We start from the raw sequence: 20582 nt of genomic DNA on the forward strand, positions 1-20582 counted from the left end.
TCAGTCGCCGGAGGCGACCTTCTGCTCGGTGGCAGGGGTCTCGTAGATCAGATACGGCTCGGACTTGTGTTCGATAACCGACTCGTCGACGACCACCTTGCTGACGTTCTCCAGCGACGGCAGGTCGTACATCGTGTCGAGCAGCACCGATTCGACGATCGTCCGCAGACCACGCGCGCCGGTCTTGCGCTTGATCGCCTTCTTGGCGATCGCAGCCAGCGCGTCCTGTCGGAACTCCAGTTCCACACCCTCCATTTCGAACAGCTTCTTGAACTGCTTGCTGATTGCGTTCTTGGGCTCGGTCAGGATCTGGATCAGCGCGGCCTCGTCAAGTTCCTCGAGCGTCGCCACGACCGGCAGACGGCCGACGAACTCCGGGATCAGGCCGAACTTGATCAGATCCTCCGGCTCGACGTCCGCCAGCACCTTGCCGACTTCCGCCTTGCGCTCGGAGCTCTTGAGCTTGGCGCCGAAACCGATGCCGCTGGCATCGGTGCTGCGCGCCTGGATCACCTTGTCGAGACCCGCGAACGCGCCGCCGACGATGAACAGGATGTTCTTCGTGTCGACCTGCAGGAATTCCTGCTGCGGGTGCTTGCGACCGCCCTGCGGCGGCACGCTGGCCACCGTGCCCTCGATGAGCTTGAGCAGCGCCTGCTGCACGCCTTCACCCGACACGTCACGCGTGATCGACGGGTTCTCGCTCTTGCGCGAAATCTTGTCGATCTCGTCGATGTAGACGATGCCCTGCTGCGCCTTTTCTGCGTCGTAGTCGCACTTCTGCAGCAGCTTCTGGATGATGTTCTCGACATCCTCGCCGACGTAACCGGCTTCGGTCAGCGTCGTGGCGTCGGCCATCGTGAAGGGCACATTGAGCAGGCGCGCCAGCGTCTCGGCCAGCAACGTCTTGCCCGAACCGGTGGGGCCGATCAGCAGGATGTTGGACTTGGCAAGTTCGACCTCGTCGTTCTTGCTGCGGCTCTCGATGCGCTTGTAGTGGTTGTAGACCGCCACCGCCAGCGTCTTCTTGGCCCGTCGCTGACCGATGACGTACTGGTCGAGCACCTCGAGAATCTCGCGCGGCTTGGGCAGCGAGCTGCGCGCCGACTGCGCCTTCTCCTCGAGCTCCTCGCGGATGATGTCGTTGCAGAGCTCGACGCACTCATCGCAGATGAACACGCTGGGACCCGCAATCAGCTTGCGCACCTCATGCTGGCTCTTTCCACAGAAAGAGCAGTAGAGGATTTTGTTGCTGTCGCCGGAACGACCCTGACGGTCTTCGCTCATGCCTTGGCCAAATCTGTATTGCGGTTTCGTTTCGAGAATAGCACAGCGTCCGGCGCCTCCACCGGGAGGGCGCCGTCACACAGATGCATGATGCATCAAGCGTTTAGCAGCGTCAGGCGGCAGTGATCGAGTCTTCGGGACGACGCTCGAGCACCTGGTCGACCAGGCCGTACTCGCGCGCAGCCTGCGCGCTCTTGAAGTTGTCACGCTCGGTGTCGCGGGCGATCGTCTCGAGCGGCTGACCTGTGTGGTGGGCCATGATCTCGTTCAGACGCTGCTTCATCGACAGGATTTCCCTGGCGTGGATATCGATATCCGTCGCCTGACCCTGGAAGCCGCCGAGCGGCTGGTGGATCATCACGCGCGAGTTCGGCAGCGCATAGCGCTTGCCTGCCGCGCCCGCCGAGAGGAGCAGCGCGCCCATGCTGGCCGCCTGGCCGATGCAGATCGTGCTCACGTCCGGCTTGATGAACTGCATGGTGTCGTAGATCGCCATGCCCGCGGTGACGATGCCGCCGGGCGAGTTGATGTACAGGTTGATGTCCTTCTCGGGGTTTTCCGCCTCGAGGAACAGCAACTGGGCGACGATCACGTTCGCCATATGGTCGTCGATGCCGCCGACGAGGAAGATCACGCGCTCCTTCAACAGGCGCGAATAGATGTCGTACGCGCGCTCGCCGCGGCTGGTCTGCTCGACCACCATCGGCACCAGGTTGAGGGCTTTCGTCTCGATGCTCATCAATCAATTCCCGTCGGTGGAGCGTCCGGCCCACATGGACCGGACGGGGTGCGCGTGGCTCAGCCCTGCGGGCCGATCGCGTCCTGGAAGCTCAGCGACTGCTCGGTGTGCTTGGCGCGCTCGGCGATCCAGTCGATCACCTGCTCTTCCATCACACGGTTCTGCAGACCCGACATCAGCTGGGGGTCGTTGCGGTACATCTCAATGACCTGCTGCGGTTCTTCGTAGGTCGAAGCGATCAGGCGCATCGTCTCGTTCACGCGCTTGGGGTCGAGCTTGAGCTGGTTGCGACGGGCGACTTCACCGACCAGCAGGCCGACGAGCACGCGCTTGCGCGCCGGCTCGAGGAAGTCGTTGTGCGCGTCGTCGGCGACGGTCGGGTTCTGGCCGTTGCGGCGGGCCTGCTCGACGGTCTGGCGCAGCAGCGACTTCGCCTCGGACTCGACCAGCTTCGGCGGCAGGTCGACGTGCGCGAAGGCCGCAACCAGCTGCTCGCCGACTTCACGACGCAGACGGTTCATCAGCGCGCCCTTGAGCTCGCGCTCCAGGTTGCTGCGGATTTCGGTACGGAACTGCGCCATATCGCCGCTCTTGACGCCGAAGCTGCGGATGAAAGCCTGGTCGACTTCCGGAAGCTGCTGCTCGGAGACCTGCTCCACCTTGACGTGCACGGTGGCCTGCTTGCCGGCCAGCTGCGGCACCCGCCAGTCGGCGGGGAAGCTGACCTCGATCGCCTTTTCTTCGCCCTTGGCCAGGCCGATCAGCGCGTCCTCGATCTCCGGGTACATCGCGCCCGAGCCGAGCACGGTGACGCCACGCTCGGCGCCTTCGGCCGGCAGACGCTCGTCGCCGATCTGCGACCAGGTCTCGACATCGACCGCGTCGCCCTTCTGCGCGCCGCGCGTGACCGCGCTCCAGCTGCGGCGCTGCAGGCGCAGGTTCTCGATCATGCGATCGATGTCGTCTTCCGCCACTTCGGCGGTGTGGCGCACGACTTCGAGCGTCTCGAGTTCGATGGAACCAAAGTCCGGCACGATCTCGAAAGTCGCGGTGAACGCCAGTTCGCCCTCGCCCGCCTCGCCTTCCGGCGCAATGCGCGGCTGGCCGGCGATCTGCAGCTCGTTCTCGCGGATGGCCTGATCGAAGCCTTCGCGCAGCAGGCGATCCAGCTCTTCGGCACGGACCTGCTCGCCGAAGCGCTGCTCGACAACCTTGGCCGGCACCTTGCCCGGACGGAAGCCCTTGAGACGGGTGGTCCGCGCGATCTCGCGCAGACGGCCACCGACCTGTGTATCCAGGCGTTCGGACGGCACGCGGAACGTCATCTTGCGTTCCAGGCTACCCAGCGATTCGACCGAAACTTGCATATCCACTCCTGCGCTTGCGGACGGTGCCGCATGACATCTGACTGTTGGGAATTGAGTTCTGTGCTCTGCCGGCCACCCACCTGTCCGAGGCGGGCGACGGAACGGACTAGTTTGGCGGATTCGGGGCCTGACCGCCACCGCCGCGGGCGCAATGCCTTGACAGCGGCACCTCCGCGATCAAGATGCGCAGCCGCTGGAATGCCAGCGAGCTCCGCTGGCGTCGCGCAATAGTCACGACGCGGTTTACGGCCCCGCCATCAAGCTGCGGCACATCCGTTCAGATGGTGCGAAAGGGGGGACTCGAACCCCCACGCCTTGCGGCACTGGTACCTAAAACCAGGGCGTCTACCAATTCCGCCACTTTCGCTTCGCGCCCGCCATCGGCGAGCCACGGAATGTTAGTCCATCCCCCTGTCGTTTTGGCAGCGCCCCAATGAACAACACCCGGCAGTGCCGGGCGCTTTCGTGGCACTGCCGGGCCGAGGGATGAGCGCGGGCAGCTTGCGAACCACCGGTTCGGGCCCGGGCGAACGCCGTGCGCAGCGCGCATGGCCGGACCTGCGCAGCAGGCGAACCGGAGGTTCGAATCCTGCCTGCAAACCCCGAACACGAAAATGCCCGGCCGAAGCCAGGCGTTTCGCGGAACTGGTGGGCCGTCAAGGGTGAGCTCGGGCGATTGCGAACCATCGGTTCGCGCCCGGGCGAACGCCATGCGCGCGGCGCATGGCCGGACCTGCGCAGCAAGCGAACCGGAGGTTCGAATCCTGCCTGCAAACCCCAAACACGAAAACGCCCGGCCGAGGCCAGGCGTTTCGCGGAACTGGTGGGCCGTCAAGGGTGAGCACGGGCAGCTTGCGAACCACCGGTTCGCGCCCGGGCGAACGCCGTGCGCAGCGCGCATGGCCGGACCTGCGCAGCAGGCGAACCGGAGGTTCGAATCCTGCCTGCAAACGCCGAACACGAAAACGCCCGGCCGAAGCCAGGCGTTTCGCGGAACTAGTGGGCCGTCAAGGGTGAGCTCGGCGATTGCGAACCATCGGTTCGCGCCCGGGCGAACGCCATGCGCGCGGCGCATGGCCGGACCTGCGCAGCAGGCAAACCGGAGGTTCGAATCCTGCCTGCAAACCCCGAACACGAAAACGCCCGGCCGAGGCCAGGCGTTTCGCGGAACTGGTGGGCCGTCAAGGATTCGAACCTTGGACCTATTGATTAAGAGTCAACTGCTCTACCAACTGAGCTAACGGCCCGATGAAGCGGGCGCGCATTGTAATAAAACTTTGCGCGCTTGGGCAACACTTTTTGTGTGTTACCCGGTGAAGCAATGGGGTGGAAGACGGGATTTGAACCCGCGACCCCCGGAATCACAATCCGGTGCTCTAACCAACTGAGCTACATCCACCACAGCAAACTTGTCTCGTACCGCGGGACGTGGCGCGCCCGACAGGAATCGAACCTGTAACCCCCGACTTAGAAGGTCGGTGCTCTATCCGGTTGAGCTACGGGCGCCAGTGCGTCGAATGATAAACGCGGCTGGTACCCGGTGGTCGGGGTAGAGGGATTCGAACCCCCGACATCCTGCTCCCAAAGCAGGCGCGCTACCAGACTGCGCTATACCCCGCCGGAACAAGCGGTCGAACCTGACCCCGACACGGCCAGGACCGTACGAAGGGCGCAATTGTACGACCGCCGCGCGTGCTGTCAATGCAGTGCAGCATACGGATGCAGGTGTATCCTCTCCTCCGATCCGAATCCATGGACAGACAGGGGCTTAGACCATGCGCAGCGGCAATCCCGCACTGAAGGAATCCACCTTCCTCGATCTCGCCAGCGGCAGCGTCGTTTCACGCGACGGCCAGGCGATGACTCTCAACGGCACCGTCAACAAGACCGGCTTTCTGCTGCTGTTGACGATTCTCACCGCGGCGTTCGCTTGGTCGCAGGTCGAATTCGGACCCGACGGCCGTCCACAGCCCGGTTTCGGCATCTACATGTGGGGCGGCCTGATCGGCGGCTTCATCCTGGCGATGGTCACCGTGTTCAAAAAAGAGTGGGCGCCGGTCACCGCGCCGGCCTATGCACTGGTGGAAGGCTTCTTCCTCGGCGCGATCTCGGCCATGTACAACTTCATGTACGAAGGCATCGTGCTGCAAGCCGTGATGCTGACCTTCGGTACGCTGTTCGCGCTGCTGTTCGCCTACCGCACCGGCCTGATCAAGGCGACCGAGAACTTCAAGCTGGGCGTCGTGGCTGCGACTGGCGGCATCGCGTTGGTGTACCTGGCGACAATCGTGCTGGGCTTCTTCGGCGTTTCGATCCCGCTGATCCACGAATCGGGCCTGGTCGGCATCGGCTTCAGCCTGTTCGTAATCGTCATTGCCGCACTGAACCTGGTGCTGGACTTCGACTTCATCGAAACCGGCGTCGAACAGGGCGCACCGAAGTACATGGAGTGGTACGGCGCGTTCGGCCTGATGGTCACGCTGGTCTGGCTGTACATCGAGTTCCTGCGCCTGCTGTCGAAGTTGCAATCGCGCTGAGCCTTGGCGCGCAGCACAGAAAAAGGCGCCTAAAGGCGCCTTTTTCTTTGGTGTCAGGCTCAGGGCGCGCAGCCCGACTCTGAAGATGATCCCAGCGTTCGCGTCTTGATGTCGCCGCATGACAGTCCGCACGCATGCGCCTTGTCGTCCGCTGCGCCGGCCATGAGAGAGCGGATTTTTGCAGCAACGCGCTGCGCGCTATGCGGTGTTACCGTTGTTTCGTCGCGCGCAAGCGCGCTCCTACAGAATGCGACACCTCGTGGCGCTCAGCCAGCCCTCAACTTCGCGTCGTCGGCGTCTCGACTGCGTCGATGTCCTTGCGGCCCGGCCACAGCATGAAACCGATCGCCACCACCGCCAGCAGCCAGCAGTAATACACGCTGCCGGCGAGCGCGAGCGGCGATACCGAGGCCAGCGACGCCGCCAGCAGGATCTGCGCGCCATAGGGCAGTACGCCTTGCGCGACGCAGGCGAAGATGTCCAGCAGGCTCGCCGCGCGCCGCGGGCTGATGCCGTGCTTGCCGGCAATGTCGCGTGCCACGCTGCCACTGACGAGGATCGCAACGGTGTTGTTGGCGGTGAAGACATCCGCCGCGCCTGACAGGGCGGCGATGCTGAACTCACCCGAGCGGCGTCCGCGGCGCCCGCGCGCGAGCTTCGCGATCAGGCCGGCCAGCCAGTCGAGACCGCCACTGGCCTTGGTCAGCGCGCCCAAGCCGCCGATCAGCAGCGACAGCAGCAGGATTTCGATCATGCCCTCGAAACCGCTCCAGATATCGCCCACGAACGGCACCACGCCGTAGTCGTCGGCCAGCGCCATCCCGAAGCCTCCGGCCAGCACGATACCCAGACCCAGCACGATCAACACATTGACGCCGGCCAGTGCGAGGGTGAGCACGATCAAGTAGGGCAGCATCAGCCACGCGGAGCCGGTGGGCGCAGCTTCGATCGGCGACGCGCTGCCGAGCACACCGAGCAGGACGAGGGTCGCCAGCGCCGCGGGCACGGCGATCCTGAAGTTCTCGCGGAACTTGTCGCGCATCTGCGCGCCCTGGGTGCGGGTGGCGGCGATCGTGGTATCGGAGATCACCGACAGGTTGTCGCCGAACATCGCGCCGCCGATCACCGCACCGACCACCAGTGCGCGATCCAGCCCCGAGGCTTCGGCGACCCCTAGTGCGATGGGCACGACCGACGCGATCGTGCCCATCGACGAGCCGATCGCCAGGGCGATCAGGCCGGACAGCAGGAACAGGCCGGGCAGAATCAAGCTTGCCGGGATCGCCGACAGGCCGATGGACACCACGGCATCGACCGCGCCGATCGCGCTCGAGACATACGCGAACGCGCCAGCCAGCAGGAAGATCAGGCACATCAGCACGATGTTGGGATCGCCCATGCCGCGCAGCAGGATGTCGCCAGCCTGCAGCCCGCGGCGATGCGCGATCCACGCGGCGAGGGCCAGCGCGGGCAGGATCGCGACCGGCGCGCGCAGCTGGTAGAAGCCCATCGGCTCGCCCTGCGCGGTGAAATACAGCCCGGCGCCGAAGAACAGCGCGAGGAACAGCAGGAGTGGCGTCAGCGCGAATGCGCTGGGGCGGACGGTCATGCGGTAGTTCCGGGGCGGCGAGCGTGTGCGCATTGTGCGCACGAGGCGTCGGCCCGTCATGACGACCGGCGGGATAGCCTGCAACTAAAAACGGGACGCTGACGCGTCCCGTTTTTCGTCACCGCGTCGCCGGTGCACGGCGCGCGTCGTGTAGGCGTGCCTTACAGGCGCGCCGCAATCGCCTTGGCGAACGCCATCGTATTGCCGGTGCCGCCGAGGTCCGGCGTCACGCCGTCCTTGGCCTCAAGCGTAGCGACGATCGCCTTGCGCAGGCGCTCGGCCTGGTCGGGCATCGCGAGATGGTCGAGCATCTGCGCGGCGGCGAGCAGCAGCGCACACGGGTTTGCGACGCCCTTGCCGGCGATGTCCGGCGCCGAGCCGTGCACGGCTTCGAAGATCGCCGCGTCGGTGCCGATGTTTGCGCCCGGAGCCAGACCCAGACCGCCGACCAGACCCGCGCACAGGTCGGAGATGATGTCGCCGAACAGGTTCGTGGTCACGATGATGTCGAACTGCTCGGGGCGCATCACCAGCTGCATGCAGGTGTTGTCCACGATCATCTCGTTGGCTTCGATGTCCGGATACTCGGCCGCCACTTCACGCGCGACCTTCAGGAACAGGCCCGAGGTGCTCTTGAGGATGTTCGCCTTGTGGACGATCGTGACCTTCTTGCGACCGGTCTTGCGTGCCAGCTCGAAGGCGTAGCGCACGATGCGGTCCGAGCCCTTGCGGGTGATGCGCGTCACCGACACTGCGGTCTCGCCGTCGGCCGAGGTCTCCTGGCCTTCGCTGATGTACGAACCTTCGGTGTTCTCGCGGATCGTGATCAGATTGACGCCGCTGTCGAAGCGCGAGCGCGTGTTCGGGAACGAGGTCGCCGGGCGCACATTGGCGTAGAGGTCGAACTGGCGACGCAGTTCCACGTTGATCGAGCTGAAGCCGCCACCGACGGGCGTGGTCAGCGGACTCTTGAGCGCGACCGCGTTGCGGCGAATCGACTCCAGCGTTGCGGCCGGCAGCAGTTCGCCGTGCTTCTCGAGCGCCATCAGGCCCGCGTCCGCGTCTTCGTATTCGAGGCCGAGCTGCATCGCGTCGAGCACGTGCAGTGTGGCGTCCATGATCTCCGGGCCGATGCCGTCGCCGCGGATGACCGTAATCGTGTGCGTCATGTGGGGTGGGATTCCGTGCGCAAGGACGACGCGCGAGGCGCGGCGTCGGGTGAAGGGGAAACCCGTGCATTATGCCCGAGGCGCCCCGCCCCACCCAAACGCAGCCATACCGGAGGCCCGCGTCCAGGCCCCGGCGCAGCAGGCCGCCGCGCCGTCAACGCACGCTCAGTCGTGCGGATGCGCCGCCGGTACACCGGCCTCGCCCTGCTCCAGTCGATCGAGAAAATCGACCGCGCGCCGCATGTGCGGAATCACGATACTGCCGCCGACGACGAGCCCGACGGAGAAGGTCTCGAACAGCTCCTCGCGGGTCGCACCAGCGTCCTTGCACTGCGCAACGTGATAGCTGATGCAGTCGTCGCAGCGCAGCACCATCGAGGCGACCAGACCAAGCAGCTCCTTGGTTTTCAGATCCAGCGCGCCGGCCTGGTAGGTCTGCGTATCGAGCGCGATGAAGCGCCGCACGACCTGGTTGGGCTCGGCCAGAATGCGCTCGTTCATGCGCTTGCGGTACGCGCTGAACTGGGCGACGCGATCGCCTTCGGTATCGCCGCTCATGCGCCTGCGCCCTCGATCAGGGGCAGGAATCCACCCTTGCGGTGCAGCGCCATCATGTCGTCGTAGCCGCCGACATGGGTCTCGCCGACGAAGATCTGCGGCACGCTGGTGCGGCGCGCAAGCGCCATCATGCGCTCACGCTCGGCCACGTCGAGATCGATGCGGACTTCGCGCCACTCGAGTCCCTGACTCTTGAGGAAGGTCTTGGCGGCCATGCAGTAGCCGCAGATCGCGCTGGTGTACATGACGATCTCCGGCGCGGCGCCGGTCGATGCGGGAACGGGGGAGTCGGGGGTCACGGCGGTCTCCGGAAACTTGTCGGGCGATTGTCGGTCAGATGGGGGGACGACGCCGTGTTTTCCACACGTCGGCGCTGCCGCCCGCCTTAACATGGCATTCATGCCCTCCGCGCATGCCCCCTGCATGCTGCACCGTCATCTCTTTTCTGCGAATCCACGATGCGCCGAGCCCAGACTCCCCGCCGCCCCGCCCGCTTCGCCCGGTTGCCGTTGATGACGGCGCTGGTGCTGGCGACGGCCGCGGTGGGCGCGCCGGCGCAGGAGACGCGCCTGCCGGACATCGGATCCTCCGCCGGCGCGGTGCTCAGCCCCGCGAAACAGTCCGAGTACGGGCAGATGCTGCTGGCGCAGCTGCGTCATTACGACTACGTGCTCGAGGATCCGCTGGTGGACAGCTGGTTGCGGGGCACCGGCAACCGGCTGGCATCGTCGAGCGACCAGCCGCAGCAGCCTTTCACGTTCTTCATGATGCGCGACCGCAGCATCAATGCCTTCGCCACGCTGGGTGGCTACATCGGCATGAACGCCGGACTGGTGCTGGCCGCCGAGACCGAGGACGAGGTCGCCGCGGTGCTCGCGCACGAAGTGGCGCACGTGACCCAGGCGCATGTCCTGCGCGGCGTCGAGCGCGCGCAACGTGACCAGATGCCGATGCTGCTGGCAATGCTCGGCGCGATCGCGGTCGCCTCCCAGAGCGGCAGCAATTCCTCCGACGACGCCGCGATGGCGGTGATCGCAGGTGCCCAGGGCCTGGCCCTGCAGCGCCAGATCGACTACACGCGTTCCAACGAATCGGAAGCCGACCGGCTCGGCATCCGTACCCTGTCGCGCGCTGGATACGACCCCGAAAGCATGGCCTCGATGTTCGAGCGGATGCAGGCGGTGTCGCGTACCAACCAGGGCGGTGACCGCGAGCGCCTGCCCGATTATCTGCGGACCCACCCGGTCACTACCACGCGTATCAGCGAGGCACGCGACCGCGCCGAGCGGATGGGCCGCGACACCGTGCAGGTCACGACGACGACGCCGGAAGGGTCGCGTACCGAACGCGTGCCGGTCGACGCCAGTTACGAGGCGCCTGAGCGTGGCTTCGGCAATCCGATGCTGCCGGCGGGCCTGCGTCTGCCGTCGGGCGCGACGGGCGGCATCGACGGCGCCCAGTTCGGCTGGGCGCGCGAGCGGCTGCGGGTGCTCAGCGCCAACACCCCCGCGCAGGCGGTCCGCGAATACGAGGCCATGCGCCGCACTGGCGCGTTGACCGACGCGCAGCGCTACGGCCTCGCCGTTGCCCGTCAGCGTCTGAACGAATTCGACGCCGCAGGCAAGGCCTACGCGGAGTTGCTGGCCGAATATCCCGGCGATGTCTGGCTGACCCTGGGCGTGGCCGAGATCGATGCGCGCGCCGGCCGGACCGCGGCGGCCGACCTGCGGTTCGAAAACCTGATCGACCGGATGCCGCGGCATCCAGCAGTGGTGCTGACCTATGCCGCCGCGCTGGCCGAACGCAATACACCCGAAGCGGGCTTACGCGCGCAGGCGATCCTGCGGCCGTTGCTCAACTCGTCCGGCGGCGATCCGGCCTTCCATCGGGCATTCGCCCGGGCCAGCGAAACGGCGGGCGATCCGGTCCGCGCTGGCGAGGCCTGGGCCGAGGCTGCGGTTCTGGGTGGCCGACCGGAGCAGGCGCTGATCCAGCTCAACACCTTGAAAAAGCGTGAGGATCTGGACTATTACGCCCGCACCCGGATCGACGCGCGGATTGCCGCGATCACACCGACGGTGCTGGAACTGCGCCGCCAGGGCATCCGCGACGAGGATCTGCGGCGGCGATGAGTCGAGGGCTGTCGATCTGCATGACTGATTGCCGCCCTGCCATCAGCGGACGCGCTGCGCACACCGACCTCTACCCAAGGCCTGATTAGCGTCGTGTCTCAGCTGGCGACTGAAACTGATGACTCGTGAATTCCCCCACGCCCGCCAGACACTTCGCCTAACTTCGCGTCAGAAACTAGCCCTTCGCTGAGACACGACACTGATAAGCCCCCAAAGAAGCGGTACTCGGGATCCCTCGACCTTTTGTGACTGTCGTTCGTGACACGGGGCCGCGCCTGTCGCCAAACCGTCACAAAACTGTCGTGTAATGGCGCCATCCCACCGGCGCTATGGACTGATCCATGCAGAAACGCATTCTCATCGTCGATGACGAACCGGCGATCCGCGACATGGTCGCCTTCGCGCTCCGCAAGGGGGAGTTCGAGCCGATGCACGCCGGTGACGCGCGCGAGGCACAGTCGGCGATCGTCGACCGCGTGCCGGACCTGATCCTGCTCGACTGGATGCTGCCCGGCACCAGCGGTCTGGAACTGGCGCGCCGCTGGCGCAAGGACGCGCTGACCCGCGACATTCCGATCATCATGCTCACCGCCCGCGGCGAGGAAAACGATCGTGTCGGCGGGCTGGAAGCCGGTGTCGACGACTACGTGGTCAAGCCGTTCTCGGCGCGTGAACTGCTGGCCCGCATCCGCGCGGTCATGCGCCGCGCCCGTGACGACGACGAGGACGGCAGCGTCACCGTCGGCGCCCTGCGCATCGACGGTGCCGCGCACCGCGTGTTCGCCAGCGACGCGCCGGTGACGATCGGCCCCACCGAGTATCGCCTGCTGCATTTCTTCATGACCCACCCCGAACGCGTCTACAGCCGCTCACAGCTGCTCGACCACGTCTGGGGCGGCAGCGTGTATGTCGAGGAACGCACGGTCGATGTGCACATCCGCCGGCTGCGCAAGACGCTCGAGCCGAGTGCGCTGGATGGGATGGTGCAGACGGTGCGGGGGTCGGGGTATCGGTTCTCGGCGTCGGTGTGACGCTGCATCTGCTGCGCGTTCCCGCCTCGCTCCGCTCTCGATCACTGATCGACTCGCACCTGACCGCTCTTGATCTTCGCAACGACTCGACGCACACCGCACACCCGGAGGGCGGCGGGCATGGATGCCCGCCGCTTTCCGACCGAGCCAGGATGGCGAGTCGGAAAATGCCGGAACGAACGACTGGCCGGGTTAGCTCCGTCGGGGCTGGCCCTTTTCTTTGGTTCAGTTTCTTTTGGGCCAGCAAAAGAAATGAACCCGCTCGCCGTGAGGCGAGTGGAAGCGTTTGACTTTGCTTTCCTGCCGGAGTCAAACGCGAAGACGTGGATCAAACGCTTTCGTCCGCTATCGCGGCCGAGTTCATTTCTTTTGGTGGACGCCAAAAGAAACGGAACCAAAGAAAAACGTCTCCCCGACACGTCCGAAGCCCGCGGCTTCGAGTGCGCAGGGATTTTCCGACTCGGCATCCTGCCTCGGTCGGAAAACGCCGCCCATCCATGGGCGGCGCCCTCCGGGTCTGCGTCTCGTGCGAAACGTCTGGTTCCTTGTCACAGCAACCGCAACAGCAGCAGAGCAACAACAACAGCAAAAACCAGAAGCACCTCGACATCCTGATTTCTTACGCCAACCTGTCACCTGACATTGCCTAGACTCAACGACATGCCACCCCGTATCCATGCCGCCTGGACCCGCACGCTGGTGCAGCTTGTTGCCGTACTCGGCGTGGCGGCTGTGCTGGGGGCGCTCGCGGGACATATCTGGATGGCGCTGGCGATTGCGGCGCTGGGGGTGCTGGCCTGGCACTACTGGAAGCTCTACGACCTGCTGACGCGCCTGACCTCGCGCAGCCGTGTGCCGCCGCCGCAGGGAGACGGCGTGTGGCAGGAGACCGATCGCATGCTGCACCGGGGACAACAGGACATGCGCGCGCGCAAGCGGCGGCTCATCGCAATGTTGCGCGCGTATCGCGCCGTAGCTGCGGCACTGCCGGATGCGGTGGTGGTGGTGGAGCGCAACAGCCAGCGCATCCAATGGTTCAACCGCGCAGCGACCAGCCTGCTGGGCCTGCAGATGCCGCGCGATGTGGGCAAGCCGGTCGGCGACATGCTGCAGCCGCTGCCGGTTGCGCACTGGCTGGCACAGGGTCGACGCGCCGAACCGATGCTCGACGTCCCCTCGCCGCACTCCTCCGGCACGCGGCTGGAGTTGCGGCTGATTCCGTATTCCGAAGATCTATGGCTGCTGCTCGCCCGCGACGTCACCCGGATCATGAAGCTGGAGCAGATGCGTCGCGACTTTGTCGCCAACGTCTCGCATGAACTGCGCACACCGCTGACGGTCGTCCATGGCTATCTCGACATGCTCGATCCGGCGGAGCAGCCCGAATGGGCGCCGATGCTGGCCGAGATGCAGAACCAGTCGCAGCGCATGACCCAGCTGGTCGAGGATCTGCTCACACTCTCGCGCCTCGAAGCGCAGGAAAGCGTGGGCGATGAGAGCGTGTCGATGGCCTCGATGCTGGCCACGCTGCGGCGCGAACTCGAGGTACTGAGCCAGGGCCGGCATACGATCGCGATCGAGGACACCTCAGCGACCGACCTCGTCGGTTCGACCCGCGAGCTGCACAGCGCATTTTCCAATCTCGTCAGCAATGCCGTGCGCTACACGCCGGCCGGCGGCCGCATCACCGTCCGCTATGCCGCGCTTGCCGGCGGCGGGGTCGCACTGTCGGTCGAGGACACCGGCTACGGTATTCCGGCCGCGCATCTGCCGCGCATCACCGAGCGTTTCTATCGCGTGTCGACCAGCCGCTCGCGCGAGTCCGGCGGCACCGGCCTCGGCCTCGCCATCGTCAAGCACGTGTTGCACCTGCACCAGGCGCGCCTCGAGATCGAGAGCGAAGTCGGCGCCGGCAGCCGCTTCGCCTGTCATTTCACCGCTGAGCGCGTCCGCGCCCGCGACAGCCAGTATTTCGGAGCCACCGCATGAGCGCCGCCCGTCCCCGTGTCCAGACATCCACGAAATCCACACGTGGCCTGGAGCCCGACGTCCTCGCCGACCCCATCGATCCATTACGCGACCCCGCGCTGTACCTCAACCGCGAACTGTCGCAGCTGGACTTCAACTTCCGCGTCCTCGCGCAGGCGCAGGACGAATCGGTGCCGCTGCTCGAGCGCCTGAAGTATCTGTGCATCGCCTGCACCAACCTCGACGAGTTCTTCGAAATCCGCGCCGCCACGATGCATCATGCACAGGACTTCGGCGTGCCTCTGCCGCCCGACGGGCTGACCCCGGCCACCGTGCTCAGGCGCATCCACGAGCGCACCGCGCAGCTGGTCGAGGCGCAGTACTCGTGCTGGAACCAGGTGTTGCGACCGGCGATGTCCGAAGCCGGCGTGCGTGTACTGGGCCGCGACCAGTGGACCGCGCGCCAGACGCGTTGGCTTCGTGCCTATTTCCGTGACGAAGTGATGCCGGTGCTGTCGCCGCTGGGGCTTGACCCCGCGCATCCGTTTCCGAAGATCCTCAACAAGTCACTCAACATCGTCGTCGTGCTCAAGGGCAAGGATGCCTTCGGCCGCGTGGGCAACCTGGCCATCGTGCGTGCACCGCGCTCACTGCCGCGAATCATCCAGCTACCCGAGAGCATTTCCGGCGGCGAGTACGACTTCGTGTTCCTGTCATCGGTGCTGTCAGAGTTCGTGCACGAACTGTTCCCCGGCATGGACGTCAAGGGCGCCTACCAGTTCCGCGTGACCCGCAATTCGGAGCTGATCGTCGACGACGAGGAAGTCGAGAACCTGGCCCTCGCGCTGCGCGACGAGTTGGCCGGGCGCGGGTATCTGCGTGCGATGCGGCTGGAGATTTCGGCCAAGTGTCCGAAGCCGATCGTGCGCACGCTGCTGCAGAATTTCGACCTGCCGGAAAACGCGGTCTATCGCATCGACGGGCCGGTGAATCTCAATCGCATCAGCCAGATCTTCGATCTGGTGCAGCGGCCGGATCTCAAGTTCCCGACTTTCCAGCAGCGGCTGCCCAAGGGCACCGATGCGATGTTCGAACTCATCGCCGATGGCGACATCCTGCTGCACCACCCCTTCGATTCGTTCGCGCCGGTGCTGGAGCTGATCAAGCAGGCCGCCGAAGACCCGAACGTACTGGCGATCAAGCAGACGCTGTATCGCACCGGCAAGGATTCGGGGATCGTCGAGCACCTGATCCAGGCCGCGCGCAACGGCAAGGACGTGACCGTCGTGGTCGAACTGCGCGCGCGCTTCGACGAGGAAGCCAACCTGGGCCTGGCCGACAGGCTGCAGGAGGCCGGCGTGCAGGTGGTCTACGGCGTGGTCGGTTACAAGACCCACGCCAAGATGCTGCTGGTGGTGCGCCGTGAAGGGCGCAAGCTGCGCCGCTACGTGCATCTGGGTACCGGCAACTACCACGCCGGCACCGCGCGGGTGTACACCGACTTCGGCCTGCTCACGACCGATCCGGACATCAGCAACGACGTGCACCTGCTGTTCCAGCAGATGTCGGGCCTGGCGCCAGCGATCGGGCTCAAGCGACTGCTGCAGTCGCCCTTCACCCTGCACGCCGGGGTGATCGCGCGTATCGAGCGCGAGACCGCGCATGTGAAGGCAGGGCGGCCGGGCCGCATCGTCGCCAAAATGAACGCGCTCAACGAACCGCAGGTGATGCGTGCGTTGTACGTGGCCTCGCAGGCCGGGGTGCAGATCGACCTGATCATCCGTGGCGCCTGCGCGCTGCGGCCCGGCGTGCCGGGCGTGTCGGAGAACATCCGGGTGCGCTCGATCGTCGGCCGCTTCCTCGAACACCACCGCGTCTACTGGTTCGCCAACGACGGTGACCCGGATCTGTTCTGCGCCAGCGCCGACTGGCTGGAACGCAATCTGCTGCGGCGGGTGGAGACCGGCTTCCCGATCCTGGACCCGGATATCGCGGTGCGTGTGCGCAGCGAGTCGCTGGACAACTACCTGGCCGACAACGTCAACGCCTGGGAACTGCGTGAGGACGGCACCTACGTCAAGATCGTGCCCGACGGCGACACGATGCCGCATTCCGCACAGGGCTGGCTGCTCGCGCATCTGTGTGGCTGAGCGGGGACCGGCATGCATTAACATGCGCGCTCCCCCAATGCCGCGGATGCGCCTCGCGCCGCGGCCCCCAGGAACGCCATGACCGGTCATGACACGCTCGCGCTCGCCGACGCACTGACGGCACCGCTCGAGGATGGCGAGATGCTCGCCGCGATCGACCTGGGCTCCAACAGTTTCCACATGGTCGTGGCCCGCTACACGCTGGGCCAGCTGCGCGTCGTCGATCGTCTGCGCGAAACGGTGCGCATGGCGGAAGGACTCGACGGCCGCGGTGGTCTCACGCCCGAAGTGCGCCAACGTGCACTGCAGTGTCTGTCGCGCTTCGGTCAGCGCATCCGCGATATCCCGCCGCAGCGGGTGCGCGCGCTGGCCACCAACACCGTGCGCCGGTTGTCCGCACCGCAGGCCTTCCTAGTACCGGCCGAAACCGCGCTGGGTCATGCGATCGAAGTGATCTCGGGCCGCGAGGAAGCACGCCTGATCTATCTCGGCGTCTCGCATGCGCAGCCACCCAAGCCCGGCGAGCGTCGCCTGGTGATCGACATCGGCGGTGGTTCGACGGAGTGCATCATCGGCAGCGGCTTCGACACGCTCGAGCGCGAAAGCCTGCAGATCGGCTGCGTGGCCAGCACGCGACGGTTCTTTCCCGGCGGCAAGCTGTCGAAGAAGCGCTGGCGCGAAGCGTTGGCGGAAGTCTCGGCGGAGTTCCAGCAGTTCGCCAGCACCTACCGCACGCTCGGCTGGCAGGAAGTGGTCGGCGCCTCGGGCACCAACAAGGCCATCGGCGAAATCTGCGCGGCGATGAAGCTCACCAAAGGTGCGGTCACGGCGCAGGCCTTGCCCGTCGTCCGCGACACCCTGCTGCAGGCCGGCAACATCGATGCGATCCACCTGCCCGGCCTGTCGGACGACCGTCGGCCGATCATCGCCGGCGGCGTGCTGGTGCTGGAAGCCGCGTTCCAGGTGCTGGGCATCGACCGCATGCAGGTCAGCAAGGCCGCGATGCGCGAAGGCGTGCTGCGCGACATGCTGGGCCGCGGCGGCAGCGACGACCCGCGCGGCAGCTCGATCGCCGCGCTGGAGCAGCGCTACGGCATTGACCAGGCGCAGGCCACGCGCGTGGAAAACACCGCGCTGCGCCTGTTCGACCAGGTCGCGCGCAGCTGGCACCTCGATGCCGACGATCTGCGCATGCTGGCCTGGGCCGCACGCGTGCACGAGCTGGGCCTGGTGATCGCCCACAGCCAGTACCACGTGCACGGCGCCTATGTGCTGGAGCATTCCGATATCGCCGGCTTCTCGCGCCAGGAGCAGCAGTTCCTCGCGACGCTAGTGCGTTGCCAGCGGCGCAAGGTGGGCAAGTCCGCGTTCGAGGCCCTGCCCGACCGTCTGCTGCTGCAGGCCCGACGTACCGCCGCGCTGCTGCGTCTGGCGGTGCTGCTGCACCGCAGCCATGAGGCCGACGAAATTCCGCGCCTTGAAGCGAGCGCCGACGGTCCATCGCTGCGACTGCGACTGCCGCGTCAATGGCTGGAAGCGCGCCCACTGCTGCGCACCGACCTGGAGGGCGAGCCCGACGACATGGCCGCGCTCGGCATCACGCTGGCACTGACGGCGGATTGAGTCTGCGCTGACGCCCTGTAGGCGCGCGCTCGCGCGCGACCGGGCTGTCCCGCGAGAGCCCATCGGGCGCAAGCGCGCTCCCACACACGTCGGCCCTGCTGTCACCGAAGCGTCAAACCCCGGTCATCGCCGCGGCATCGTCGGTCCGCAAGCTGCGCACAACCAGCGACCGGACCGAACGATGCGCTACGCGATCGTCACCGATACGTACCCGCCCGATATCAACGGCGTGGCCCTGACGCTGCAATCCTATGTCCAAGGCCTGCGTGCGCGCGGCCACGAGGTGGAGATCGTCCGCCCTGCCCGCGTCGGTGAACCGCCGGGCGCCGACGCCCAGTCCCTGCGCATCCGCGGCCTGCGGGTACCGCGTTATCCGGGCCTGCGGCTCGCGCTGCCGGCCGGCCAACGACTGCGTGCCCGCTGGCGCGCCGCTCGACCCGACGCCATTTACGTCGCGACCGAAGGCCCGCTGGGCTGGTCCGCGCTCAATGCCGCGCAGGCGCTCGACATCCCGGTTCTCACCGCGCTGCACACGCGCTTCGACCTCTACATGGGCGCCTACGGTGTGCCCTGGCTGCAGCCGGCTGCGCTGTCGTGGATGCGCCGCTTCCACGCGCGCGCCGAGGCGACGCTCGTGGCGACGCGCGCGCTCGCACTTGAACTGCGCGAGGCGGGCATCGGCCATCCGGTGGTGCTCTCGCGCGCGGTCGACTGCGCACAGTTCGATCCGGCGCGCCGCGATCTGGCGCTGCGCCAGGCGTGGGGCGTGGATGAGAACGGCCTCGTTGCGATCCACGTCGGTCGGATCGCCGCCGAGAAGAATCTGGGCCTCGCGGTCCGCGCATTTCGCGCCCTGCAAGCCGAGCGGCCCGATGCGCGCATGGTGTTCGTCGGCGACGGTCCCGAGCGCAGCGCGCTGCAGGCGGCCAATCCGGATTTCATCTTCAGCGGCTCGCAACGCGGCGACGACCTCGGCCGGCACTTCGCCAGCGCCGACCTGTTCCTGTTCCCCAGCCGCAGCGAGACCTTCGGCAATGTTGTGCTCGAATCGATGGCCTGCGGCGTGCCGCAGGTCGCCTTCGACCACGGCGCCACCGAACACCTGTGCGACGGCTTCCAGGGTGCGCGTATTGCCGGCGATGATGAAGATGCGTTCGTCGCTGCGGCGATCGGGCTGGCGCAAGACCCGTCCACGCGCCGCGCAATGGGTTTGGCCGGTCGCGAAGCCATGCGCCGCCTGACGCCCGCGCACGTCGCCGACGATCTCGACGCCTTGCTGGCCGGCCTGCGCGGCAGCGCGCCCGACGCGCACACACCGCTTTCCGCCCCGACCGATGCCGAGGATGCCGATGGACGCGCCGCCGCGTAGCCGACTGCTCCACCACGACACCGGCTGGTGCCTGCGCGCCAACCGCGCCTGCACCCGACTCTGGATCCGCCGCTACTTCTCGACGGTCAGCCGCCTCGGCGACGGCGTGTTCTGGTACCTACTGATGGGCGCGCTGGTGCTGGTCGACGGTTTCGACGGCCTAGTCGCGGCGACGCACATGGCCGCGACCGGTGCGGTCGCCCTGCTGCTCTACAAAACCCTCAAGCGCTGGACGAAACGTCCCCGCCCCTTCGCCGCCGACGGCCGCATCCGCGCCTGGGTCGCCCCGCTCGACGAGTTCAGTTTTCCATCCGGGCACACCCTGCACGCGGTGTCGTTCTCGATCGTCGCGGTCGCGTGGTATCCGATGCTCGCCGGTGTGCTGGTGCCGTTCGCGGCGAGTGTGGCGGTGTCGCGGGTGGTGCTGGGCCTGCACTATCCGAGTGATGTCTTGGCGGCGACGGCGATCGGGAGCGTGCTCGGCGCCACTTCGCTCTGGGCGGGTGGCGTCATCTGATCCGACTTGATGTCGACAAAGCAACGCTCCGCTTTCCGCTTTCCGCTTTTCGCTCTCCAGATCGCCGCCGGGCAGCCCGCAGACCCGTAGGGCGCCGCACATGGATGTGCGGCGTTTTTCGACCGAGCCAGGATGGCGAGTCGAAAAATCCCGGAACGAATGACTTGCCGGATTTGCTCCGTCGGGGCTGGCCCTTTTCTTTGGTTCCGTTTCTTTTGGGCCAGCAAAAGAAATGAACCCGCTCGCCGCTAGGCGAGTGGAAGCGTTTGATTTTGCCTATCGCCTCAGGCAGCGAAACGAACAGCTACGTCAAACGCTTTCGTCCGCTGACGCGGCCGAGTTCATTTCTTTTGGTAGACCCCAAAAGAAACAGAACCAAAGAAAAACGTCTCCCCGATACGTCCACACCCCGCGGCGTCACGTGCACCGGGATTTTCCGACTCGGCATCCTGCCTCGCTCGGAAAACGCCGCCATCCATGGGCGGCGCCCTCCGGGTGGGTGTGCGCAGCGCGGCGGATCGTAGAT

At 66.2% G+C, this 20582-nt stretch carries 16 protein-coding genes and 5 tRNA genes; 9 read left to right on the forward strand and 12 right to left on the reverse strand.

Features of this window, described 5'->3' with window-relative positions; translation table 11 throughout:
* The 8 genes from clpX to J2W68_RS08580 form a co-directional block, all read right to left on the reverse strand.
* Window positions 1-1287 (reverse strand): ATP-dependent Clp protease ATP-binding subunit ClpX, encoded by a 1287-nt coding sequence (gene clpX, locus J2W68_RS08545; protein ID WP_310154978.1) that lies wholly within the window; start codon window positions 1285-1287, stop codon window positions 1-3.
* 112 nt (window positions 1288-1399) lie between these two features.
* Window positions 1400-2026, reverse strand: coding sequence for an ATP-dependent Clp endopeptidase proteolytic subunit ClpP (clpP, locus tag J2W68_RS08550; protein WP_310234627.1), 627 nt, complete (start codon window positions 2024-2026; stop codon window positions 1400-1402).
* Window positions 2027-2085: 59 nt separating this feature from the next.
* Complete coding sequence (gene tig / locus J2W68_RS08555; RefSeq protein ID WP_310234628.1) at window positions 2086-3393, reverse strand: trigger factor; 1308 nt, start codon at window positions 3391-3393, stop codon at window positions 2086-2088.
* Window positions 3394-3675: 282 nt separating this feature from the next.
* Window positions 3676-3760 (reverse strand) — tRNA-Leu (locus J2W68_RS08560).
* A gap of 804 nt (window positions 3761-4564) precedes the next feature.
* Window positions 4565-4640: transfer RNA gene (locus tag J2W68_RS08565), tRNA-Lys, on the reverse strand.
* A gap of 75 nt (window positions 4641-4715) precedes the next feature.
* Window positions 4716-4792, reverse strand: a tRNA-His gene (locus J2W68_RS08570).
* Window positions 4793-4822: 30 nt separating this feature from the next.
* Window positions 4823-4899, reverse strand: a tRNA-Arg gene (locus J2W68_RS08575).
* 35 nt (window positions 4900-4934) lie between these two features.
* Window positions 4935-5011 (reverse strand) — tRNA-Pro (locus tag J2W68_RS08580).
* 157 nt (window positions 5012-5168) lie between these two features.
* Between J2W68_RS08580 and J2W68_RS08585 the strand changes: the two genes are divergently transcribed.
* Entirely contained in the window at window positions 5169-5930 is a 762-nt protein-coding gene (locus tag J2W68_RS08585; RefSeq protein ID WP_310154943.1) for a Bax inhibitor-1/YccA family protein, read from the forward strand.
* 277 nt (window positions 5931-6207) lie between these two features.
* On the opposite strand, the gene J2W68_RS08590 is transcribed toward J2W68_RS08585, so the two are convergent.
* The 4 genes from J2W68_RS08590 to grxC form a co-directional block, all read right to left on the reverse strand.
* Window positions 6208-7539 carry a Na+/H+ antiporter NhaC family protein gene (locus J2W68_RS08590; RefSeq protein WP_310234630.1) on the reverse strand — a complete coding sequence of 444 codons (1332 nt, stop codon included), beginning with the start codon at window positions 7537-7539 and terminating at the stop codon, window positions 6208-6210.
* Window positions 7540-7700: 161 nt separating this feature from the next.
* A complete protein-coding gene (locus J2W68_RS08595; RefSeq protein ID WP_310234632.1) occupies window positions 7701-8708 on the reverse strand; it encodes an isocitrate dehydrogenase in 1008 nt (335 codons plus the stop codon).
* A 165-nt stretch (window positions 8709-8873) separates the two neighbouring features.
* Window positions 8874-9266, reverse strand: coding sequence for a carboxymuconolactone decarboxylase family protein (locus J2W68_RS08600; protein WP_310234634.1), 393 nt, complete (start codon window positions 9264-9266; stop codon window positions 8874-8876).
* Window positions 9263-9511: a glutaredoxin 3 gene (gene grxC, locus J2W68_RS08605; protein ID WP_310234970.1), complete on the reverse strand. Its 249-nt coding sequence runs from the start codon at window positions 9509-9511 to the stop codon at window positions 9263-9265. Before grxC ends, J2W68_RS08600 begins: the two co-directional genes overlap by 4 nt.
* 213 nt (window positions 9512-9724) lie before the next feature.
* Here grxC and J2W68_RS08610 point away from each other — a divergent pair, with 213 nt between their 5' ends.
* From J2W68_RS08610 to J2W68_RS08645, 8 genes are all read left to right on the forward strand, one after another.
* The gene (locus J2W68_RS08610) at window positions 9725-11398 is read left to right on the forward strand and encodes a M48 family metalloprotease (protein ID WP_310234636.1); all 1674 of its coding nucleotides are present in this window, start codon (window positions 9725-9727) and stop codon (window positions 11396-11398) included.
* A gap of 341 nt (window positions 11399-11739) precedes the next feature.
* Entirely contained in the window at window positions 11740-12429 is a 690-nt protein-coding gene (phoB, locus tag J2W68_RS08615; RefSeq protein ID WP_232138165.1) for a phosphate regulon transcriptional regulator PhoB, read from the forward strand.
* Window positions 12430-12549: 120 nt separating this feature from the next.
* A complete protein-coding gene (locus J2W68_RS08620) occupies window positions 12550-13044 on the forward strand; it encodes a hypothetical protein (RefSeq protein WP_310234638.1) in 495 nt (164 codons plus the stop codon).
* 45 nt (window positions 13045-13089) lie between these two features.
* Window positions 13090-14418 (forward strand): phosphate regulon sensor histidine kinase PhoR, encoded by a 1329-nt coding sequence (gene phoR, locus J2W68_RS08625; protein WP_310234640.1) that lies wholly within the window; start codon window positions 13090-13092, stop codon window positions 14416-14418.
* A complete protein-coding gene (gene ppk1 / locus J2W68_RS08630) occupies window positions 14415-16547 on the forward strand; it encodes a polyphosphate kinase 1 (protein WP_310234643.1) in 2133 nt (710 codons plus the stop codon). Before phoR ends, ppk1 begins: the two co-directional genes overlap by 4 nt.
* Before the next feature lie 78 nt (window positions 16548-16625).
* The gene (gene ppx, locus J2W68_RS08635; protein ID WP_310234646.1) at window positions 16626-18170 is read left to right on the forward strand and encodes an exopolyphosphatase; all 1545 of its coding nucleotides are present in this window, start codon (window positions 16626-16628) and stop codon (window positions 18168-18170) included.
* Window positions 18171-18351: 181 nt separating this feature from the next.
* The gene (locus tag J2W68_RS08640) at window positions 18352-19539 is read left to right on the forward strand and encodes a glycosyltransferase family 4 protein (RefSeq protein ID WP_310234648.1); all 1188 of its coding nucleotides are present in this window, start codon (window positions 18352-18354) and stop codon (window positions 19537-19539) included.
* On the forward strand, window positions 19520-20056 hold the full coding sequence (locus J2W68_RS08645; RefSeq protein ID WP_310234650.1) for a phosphatase PAP2 family protein: 537 nt from the start codon (window positions 19520-19522) through the stop codon (window positions 20054-20056). Before J2W68_RS08640 ends, J2W68_RS08645 begins: the two co-directional genes overlap by 20 nt.
* Window positions 20057-20582: the final 526 nt, after the last annotated feature.

It is taken from the genome of Luteimonas terrae, assembly GCF_031457535.1.
Taxonomy (GTDB): Bacteria; Pseudomonadota; Gammaproteobacteria; order Xanthomonadales; family Xanthomonadaceae; genus Luteimonas; species Luteimonas terrae_A.